Here is a 7,517-nt window from a genome sequence, read left to right as displayed (position 1 = left end):
ATATTAGGGGTGCTGCTAGCGGCGCGGTGTGTTTTTTTATAGGATACCGCCAGGGGCGCTGCTAGCGGTGCGTCCCTGTTTGCATTATGAATTTTAGTGTTTCGAAATTAACTTTATTTTATGTTCAAAAAAGGTAATCTCTAATGGCTAAGGTGAACCTGTATATCAGCAATGATGCCTATGAAAAAATAAATGCGATTATTGAGAAGCGTAGACAGGAAGGGGCAAGGGAAAAAGATGTCAGTTTTTCAGCAACAGCTTCAATGCTTCTTGAACTGGGGCTTCGTGTGTATGAAGCTCAGATGGAGCGTAAAGAGTCTGCATTTAATCAGACTGAGTTTAATAAATTGCTTCTTGAATGCGTTGTAAAAACACAATCATCAGTAGCGAAAATTTTGGGTATTGAGTCTCTCAGTCCTCATGTCTCAGGAAATCCCAAGTTTGAATATGCGAATATGGTCGAAGATATCAGGGAGAAGGTGTCATCTGATATGGAGAGGTTCTTTCCAAAAAATGATGAGGAATAAAAAAGAATTAAAAGTTGATTTGCTTCAAATAACAGAATATTGATCTGCTTCAATTTGATGACAATTAACCACATAAGGGGTATATTAATTATGTGGTTAATACCACGTTAAAACTTGATATTAAAAATCGCCGATGCAGGGAGTTCAGACCTCCCTGCATCGACTGTCCATAGAATCCTTTGTGAGGAGGTTCCTATGTATCCGATGGATCGTATTCAACAAAAACATGCTCGTCAAATAGATCTGCTGGGAAATCTGACGGCAGTTATTCAGGATTATCCAAATCCAGCCTGTATCAGGGACGAAACTGGAAAATTTATTTTTTGCAATACGCTGTTTCATGAGTCATTTCTTACACAAGATCAAAGTGCTGAAAAATGGCTTCTGTCGCAGAGAGATTTTTGTGAATTGATCTCTGTCACAGAGATGGAAGCATACAGGAATGAGCATACGCATCTTAATCTTGTAGAGGATGTTTTTATTCAGAACAGATTCTGGACAATATCTGTCCAGTCATTTCTTAATGGACACAGAAATATCATTCTGTGGCAATTTTATGATGCTGCTCATGTTCGTCATAAAGACAGTTATAATCAAAAAACGATTGTCAGTGATGATATCAGAAATATAATCAGAAGAATGAGTGATGATTCTTCTGTATCATCATATGTAAATGATGTCTTTTACTTATATAGCACCGGAATCAGTCATAATGCTATAGCAAGAATATTAAACATATCCATCTCCACATCAAAGAAACACGCATCTCTGATATGCGACTACTTCTCTGTTTCTAATAAAGATGAGTTAATCATCTTACTCTACAATAAAAAGTTTATTCATTATTTGTACGAGAAGGCTATGTGTATCATAAATACGCGTTAATAAAGTGTTAATAAAATATAGACTTTCCGTCTATTTACCTTTTCTGATTATTCTGTAAACATAAGTGGTAACCAGAAGATAAACAGCGGGAGGTGTTATTGAAAAGATTTGGTACACGTTCTGCAACAGGTAAGATGGTAAAACTAAAATTACCTGTAGATGTGGAAAGTCTATTAATTGAGGCAAGTAACAGAAGCGGAAGAAGTCGATCGTTTGAGGCAGTAATAAGACTTAAAGATCATCTTCACCGCTATCCAAAGTTTAATAGGGCAGGGAATATCTATGGTAAGTCGCTGGTTAAGTATCTGACAATGCGTCTGGATGATGAAACTAACCAGCTACTTATTGCAGCCAAAAATCGTAGTGGATGGTGTAAAACAGATGAGGCTGCAGACAGAGTTATTGATCATTTGATCAAGTTTCCTGATTTTTATAACTCAGAGATATTCAGGGAGGTAACGGAAGAGAGCGATTAAACATTTAAAGAGTTTTAGTTTTTATTATCCTATCTTAATTAGAGGTAACTTATGAATACTGTTTTAAGTGTTCAGGGTGCTTCTGCGCCCGTCAAAAAGAAATCATCTTTTTTCTCTAAACTGACCCTGCTTCGCCTGGTTCGTGCAGTGATCCCGGCTGCTGTTCTGATGATGTTCTTCCCGCAGCTGGCGATGGCTGCCGGTGGTGCAGGTCAGGACCTGATGGCCAGCGGTAATGGTACGGTCAAGGCCACCTTCGGTAAGGATTCCAGTGCGGTAAAATGGGTTATCCTGGCTGAAGTGCTGGTCGGTGCGGTCATGTACATGATGACCAAAAACGTCAAGTTCCTCGCCGGTTTTGCCATCATCTCTGTATTTATTGCCGTGGGTATGACCGTCGTTGGTCTCTGACAGGAAATAAAACGATGTCGGGAGACGAGAATAAACTTAAGAAATATCGTTTCCCGGAAACACTGACCAACCAGAGCCGCTGGTTTGGCCTGCCACTGGATGAACTTATTCCCGCTGTAATCTGTATTGGCTGGGGAATGATGACATCAAAATATCTGTTCGGTATTGGTGCGGCGGTTCTGGTTTATTTCGGGATTAAAAAACTGAAAAAAGGGCGGGGCAGTTCCTGGTTACGTGACCTGATTTACTGGTATATGCCAACAGCCCTGCTGCGCGGTATTTTTCATAATGTTCCTGATTCGTGTTTCCGGCAGTGGATTAAATAGAACTGATACCAGGATTGTTATATGGAACACGGTGCCCGTTTAAGTACCAGTCGTGTAATGGCCATCGCCTTTATATTTATGTCAGTGCTTATTGTTCTCAGCCTCTCTGTTAACGTCATTCAGGGGATAAATAACTACCGTCTTCAGAATGAGCAACGCACTGCTGTGACCCCCATGGGATTTAATGTGCCCTTTGCCGTGTCACAGAACAGTGCCGATGCCTCTTATTTACAGCAGATGGCGCTGTCATTTATTGCCCTCCGTCTGAATGTTTCATCAGAAACCGTCGATGCCTCACATCAGGCACTTCTGCAATATATCCGTCCGGGTGCACAGAACCAGATGAAAGTTATTCTGGCTGAAGAAGCGAAGCGTATTAAAAACGATAACGTGAACTCAGCCTTTTTCCAGACCAGTGTCCGTGTCTGGCCTCAGTATGGTCGTGTGGAAATTCGTGGTGTGCTTAAAACCTGGATTGGTGATTCAAAACCTTTCACTGATATCAAACATTACATCCTTATTCTGAAGCGGGAAAACGGGGTGACCTGGCTGGATAATTTCGGGGAAACAGACGATGAGAAAAAATAATACGGCAATAATATTCGGCAGCCTGTTTTTTTCCTGCAGCGTGATGGCCGCAAACGGTACGCTGGCCCCCACCGTGGTGCCAATGGTGAACGGTGGTCAGGCCAGTATTGCCATCAGCAATACCAGTCCGAATCTGTTTACCGTTCCCGGTGACCGGATTATCGCCGTGAACAGTCTGGATGGTGCCCTGACCAATAATGAGCAGACCGCCTCCGGCGGTGTGGTGGTGGCCACCGTCAACAAAAAGCCCTTTACCTTCATTCTGGAAACAGAACGTGGTCTGAATCTTTCCATTCAGGCCGTTCCCCGTGAAGGCGCGGGGCGTACCATTCAGCTGGTCAGTGACCTGCGCGGAACCGGAGAAGAAGCCGGTGCGTGGGAAACGTCCACGCCTTACGAATCCCTGCTTGTGACCATCAGCCAGGCCGTCCGTGGCGGAAAATTACCCGCAGGCTGGTATCAGGTCCCGGTGACAAAAGAAACCCTGCAGGCCCCGGCGGGGCTGTCTTCAGTGGCGGATGCGGTATGGACGGGGAATCACCTGAAGATGGTCCGCTTTGCCGTGGAAAATAAAACGCTGTCTGCCCTGAATATCCGGGAAAGTGACTTCTGGCAGCCGGGAACCCGCGCCGTGATGTTCAGCCAGCCTGCCAGCCAGTTACTGGCAGGTGCGCGCATGGATGTGTATGTCATCCGTGACGGGGAGGGCAACTGATGGCCAGTATCAATACCATTGTGAAACGCAAGCAGTACCTGTGGCTGGGGATTGTGGTTGTCGGTGCAGCCTCCGCGATTGGTGGTGCACTGTATCTGTCTGATGTGGACATGTCCGGTAACGGTGAGGCCGTGGCTGAACAGGAGCCTGTGCCGGATATGACCGGTGTAGTGGATACGACCTTTGATGACAAGGTGCGTCAGCATGCCACCACAGAGATGCAGGTGACGGCAGCGCAGATGCAGAAGCAGTATGAGGAAATCCGTCGTGAACTGGATGTCCTGAACAAACAGCGTGGTGATGACCAGCGTCGTATTGAAAAGCTGGGACAGGACAATGCCGCCCTGGCAGAGCAGGTAAAAGCCCTGGGTGCAAATCCCGTCACCGCGACCGGTGAGCCAGTACCGCAGACGCCAGCCTCACCGCCCGGCCCGGAAGGCGAACCTCAGCCGGGTAATGTTCCGGCGACATTCCCGCCGCAGGGCAGCGTTGCTGTTCCACCGCCGACGGCGTTTTATCCCGGTAATGGAGTCACGCCACCACCACAGGTGACGTACCAGTCTGTGCCGGTGCCTAACCGTATTCAGCGTAAAACATTCAGTTACGGCAGTACCACCAGGAAAGGTCCCTCCCTGCCGTATATCCCGTCAGGAAGTTTTGCGAAAGCCATGCTGATTGAAGGGGCGGATGCCAATGCCTCAGTCACCGGTAATGAATCCACGGTACCGATGCAGTTGCGTATCACCGGCCTGGTGGAAATGCCGAACAGCAAAACGTATGACGCAACGGGATGTTTTGTGGGTCTGGAAGCCTGGGGGGATGTCTCCAGTGAACGTGCCATTGTACGCACCCGCAATATCAGCTGCCTGAAGGACGGAAAAACCATTGATATGCCGATTAAGGGGCATGTCAGCTTCCGGGGTAAAAACGGTATCAAGGGCGAAGTGGTGATGCGTAACGGCAAAATCCTCGGCTGGGCATGGGGCGCGGGATTTGTTGATGGTATCGGTCAGGGAATGGAGCGTGCCTCCCAGCCGGCTGTCGGGCTGGGTGCCACTGCCGCTTACGGGGCCGGCGATGTCCTGAAAATGGGTATCGGCGGCGGCGCATCGAAAGCGGCACAGACGCTCAGTGACTACTACATCAAACGTGCTGAACAGTATCACCCGGTGATACCGATTGGTGCGGGCAATGAAGTGACGGTGGTGTTCCAGGATGGCTTCCAGCTGAAAACCGTGGAGGAAATGGCGCTGGAGCAGTCACAGAGTACAGCGGAAGAGGGTAACCCGGAAAGCCCTGTGCCGAATCCTCCCTCGGCAGAAAGCCACCTGAACGGTTTTAACACCGACCAGATGCTGAAACAGCTGGGCAACCTGAATCCGCAGCAGTTTATGTCCGGAGACAAGAACCCGCAGGGCGGGGATGCTGGCAAGGAGGGAGGAAATGGCGGGTGATGCACTGACATTCCGTGTGGCGTTTGTCGTTCGCTGGCTGCTGTGGGTCGTCAGGTTTGTGGTTATCTGGCCGCTGGCAACAATGGCCCTGATGGCGTTATTTGTTTTATGGAAGGACAACACCACACCAGGAAAATTACTGGTTCAGGAAATTGACTTCGTAAGACAAACAGCCCCTGCCGGGCAGTTTCCTGTAAGAGAATGTTTTCCTTCTCTGCATGATCTTCCAGGAGCAGAAGAGAAAATCTGCCGTTACCGTGCTGCTGATGCTGCAGATTATGTCAGAGAGACTGACCGGTCACTGATGCAACTGGTCACCGCATTCTGGGCAACGCTGGCACTTATGTATATGTCGTTTGCGGCAGGCACCGGGAAATATCCGATGATATGGCCCGGAAAAATGAAATGTGTCCGGGTGGGAACCGCAGATGAACGACTGAAGGAAGTTTATACGGAAGACGCTTCCCTGCCGGGAAAAATCAGGAAATGCCCTGTTTATCTTCCTGATGACAGAACAAACAGAAACAACGGAGATAAAAATGAACATGCGTAATATTAATGTTATTACAGCCCTCTCTGTGCCGGGTAAAACCGTGTCAGATGATTTTATTCATGCTGTTCTCAGTAACTGCGCCACAAGAATCGTACTTCCTGCACCGGAGAAATTCAGTCCTGAATCAGTGCCGCACAATTTTAATATGGCTGCTGTCGGTGTGATGAAGGAGGGAATGTCGATGCGTTTATTTTCTTCTCCGGGGCATATTGTGGTTGCCGGACAATCCGGTGGCGGAAAATCTGTTCCGGTGAAAGAACTAATCGACAGAATTATTCAGAAATATAAGGAACCCTTCGATGAATAAGCTGGTTTCTGATGGCAGCGTCAAAAAAATAAATTATCCGGTGCTGTATGAGTCCGGAATAACACCTCCGTTATGTGAAGTCAGTGCACCAGAACCTGATGCGGGTGGGAAACGCATTGTGGCATATGTTTATAAATCATCACGGAATACGGTTTTTGAAAATCCTGACATTGTAAAAACCTGTACGGTCAGGGATTTGAAGAATGATTTTGTGAACTGCGATGAGAAAGGTGAGGGACAATGAAACAGATTTCTTTATTTATTCCTCTGCTGGGGACCTTATTACTTTCCGGCTGTGCCGGAACAAACTCTGATTTTGAGTGTGATGCCACCACATCCGATACCTGTATGACGATGGAGCAGGCCAATGAAAAAGCCAAAAAGATGGAGCAGGCTGCAGACGCAAAGCCGGTTGCGGCATCACTGCCGCGCCTGGCTGAAGGGAACTTCCGGACAATGCCGGTGCAGACCGTCACCGCGACCACTCCGTCCGGCAGCAGACCTGCGGTGATGGCACTTCCGGAGCAGAAACTGCTGGCACCACGTCCGTTGTTTACGGCTGCCCGGGAAGTGAAAACGGTTGTTCCGGTCAGTTCAGTTGCGCCGGTAACACCTCCCCGTCCGCTAAGAACGGGTGAGCAGACGGCAGCATTATGGATAGCGCCTTATATTGATAATCAGGATGTTTATCATCAGCCATCCAGCGTGTTTTTTGTTATTAAACCGTCTGCGTGGGGAAAACCACGCATTAATTAACTGGCCCTGAAGTTGTATATCAGCCGGCAATGCCGGCGGGCTTTCTGTATTCAAAATCTGCCTGTAAAACGAGTGCCCTGTGCGTGAAAAGGGACGGGCGGTAGCGTGTCAGAACATGTCGGGAGGAATATTCCGTGAGTGATGAAGCCGATGAAGCATATTCAGTGACAGAACAACTGACCATGACAGGAATAAACCGGATACGCCAGAAAATAAATGTTCATGGTATTCCTGTTTATCTCTGTGAAGCATGCGGAAATCCTGTTCCGGAAGCCCGGCGGAAAATATTTCACGGTGTGACGTTGTGCGTTGAATGTCAGGCGTATCAGGAAAGACAGAGAAAACACTATGCATAAATCAGAAAATGAAAAAATAGATTTTATTCTGGATGAGTAGACTAGCCCCCAGAATCTCCAGACAACCAATATCACTTAAATAAGTGATAGTCTTAATACTAGTTTTTAGACTAGTCATTGGAGAACAGATGATTGATGTCTTAGGACCGGAGAAACGCAGACG

The 7,517-nt window shown here is 47.5% G+C and carries 13 protein-coding genes; all 13 read left to right on the top strand.

What is annotated here, in order from left to right:
* Positions 1 to 143: 143 nt before the first annotated feature.
* The 13 genes from traM (at position 144) to traR (ending at position 7,354) form a co-directional block, all read left to right on the top strand.
* Positions 144 to 527 (top strand): conjugal transfer relaxosome DNA-binding protein TraM, encoded by a 384-nt coding sequence (gene traM, locus C7B16_RS23420; protein ID WP_107180239.1) that lies wholly within the window; start codon positions 144 to 146, stop codon positions 525 to 527.
* A 195-nt stretch (positions 528 to 722) separates the two neighbouring features.
* Positions 723 to 1,412, top strand: a complete 690-nt coding sequence (gene traJ / locus C7B16_RS23415; protein ID WP_059320948.1) for a conjugal transfer transcriptional regulator TraJ — start codon at positions 723 to 725, stop codon at positions 1,410 to 1,412.
* 98 nt (positions 1,413 to 1,510) lie between these two features.
* Positions 1,511 to 1,888: a conjugal transfer relaxosome DNA-bindin protein TraY gene (gene traY / locus C7B16_RS23410; protein WP_059320963.1), complete on the top strand. Its 378-nt coding sequence runs from the start codon at positions 1,511 to 1,513 to the stop codon at positions 1,886 to 1,888.
* A gap of 51 nt (positions 1,889 to 1,939) precedes the next feature.
* Positions 1,940 to 2,299 (top strand): type IV conjugative transfer system pilin TraA, encoded by a 360-nt coding sequence (gene traA, locus C7B16_RS23405; protein WP_107180238.1) that lies wholly within the window; start codon positions 1,940 to 1,942, stop codon positions 2,297 to 2,299.
* 14 nt (positions 2,300 to 2,313) lie between these two features.
* Complete coding sequence (gene traL, locus C7B16_RS23400) at positions 2,314 to 2,625, top strand: type IV conjugative transfer system protein TraL (RefSeq protein ID WP_000012118.1); 312 nt, start codon at positions 2,314 to 2,316, stop codon at positions 2,623 to 2,625.
* A gap of 21 nt (positions 2,626 to 2,646) precedes the next feature.
* On the top strand, positions 2,647 to 3,213 hold the full coding sequence (traE, locus tag C7B16_RS23395) for a type IV conjugative transfer system protein TraE (RefSeq protein WP_107180237.1): 567 nt from the start codon (positions 2,647 to 2,649) through the stop codon (positions 3,211 to 3,213).
* Positions 3,200 to 3,928: a type-F conjugative transfer system secretin TraK gene (traK, locus tag C7B16_RS23390; RefSeq protein ID WP_001230787.1), complete on the top strand. Its 729-nt coding sequence runs from the start codon at positions 3,200 to 3,202 to the stop codon at positions 3,926 to 3,928. Before traE ends, traK begins: the two co-directional genes overlap by 14 nt.
* Complete coding sequence (traB, locus tag C7B16_RS23385; protein WP_107180236.1) at positions 3,928 to 5,382, top strand: F-type conjugal transfer pilus assembly protein TraB; 1,455 nt, start codon at positions 3,928 to 3,930, stop codon at positions 5,380 to 5,382. The genes traK and traB overlap by 1 nt, the downstream gene beginning before the upstream one ends.
* Positions 5,372 to 5,935: a conjugal transfer pilus-stabilizing protein TraP gene (gene traP / locus C7B16_RS23380; RefSeq protein ID WP_107180235.1), complete on the top strand. Its 564-nt coding sequence runs from the start codon at positions 5,372 to 5,374 to the stop codon at positions 5,933 to 5,935. Before traB ends, traP begins: the two co-directional genes overlap by 11 nt.
* On the top strand, positions 5,922 to 6,242 hold the full coding sequence (locus tag C7B16_RS23375) for a conjugal transfer protein TrbD (RefSeq protein WP_244578221.1): 321 nt from the start codon (positions 5,922 to 5,924) through the stop codon (positions 6,240 to 6,242). Before traP ends, C7B16_RS23375 begins: the two co-directional genes overlap by 14 nt.
* Positions 6,235 to 6,486, top strand: coding sequence for a conjugal transfer protein TrbG (trbG, locus tag C7B16_RS23370; RefSeq protein WP_001038341.1), 252 nt, complete (start codon positions 6,235 to 6,237; stop codon positions 6,484 to 6,486). The genes C7B16_RS23375 and trbG overlap by 8 nt, the downstream gene beginning before the upstream one ends.
* Positions 6,483 to 6,998, top strand: a complete 516-nt coding sequence (traV, locus tag C7B16_RS23365) for a type IV conjugative transfer system lipoprotein TraV (RefSeq protein ID WP_107180234.1) — start codon at positions 6,483 to 6,485, stop codon at positions 6,996 to 6,998. The genes trbG and traV overlap by 4 nt, the downstream gene beginning before the upstream one ends.
* A gap of 134 nt (positions 6,999 to 7,132) precedes the next feature.
* On the top strand, positions 7,133 to 7,354 hold the full coding sequence (traR, locus tag C7B16_RS23360) for a conjugal transfer protein TraR (protein WP_107180233.1): 222 nt from the start codon (positions 7,133 to 7,135) through the stop codon (positions 7,352 to 7,354).
* The last annotated feature ends 163 nt before the right edge of the window (positions 7,355 to 7,517 follow it).

Source organism: Escherichia sp. 20412-1 (assembly GCF_003027595.1).
Lineage (GTDB): Bacteria > Pseudomonadota > Gammaproteobacteria > Enterobacterales > Enterobacteriaceae > Escherichia > Escherichia marmotae.
This window is presented reverse-complemented; position numbering and strand designations above follow the sequence as displayed.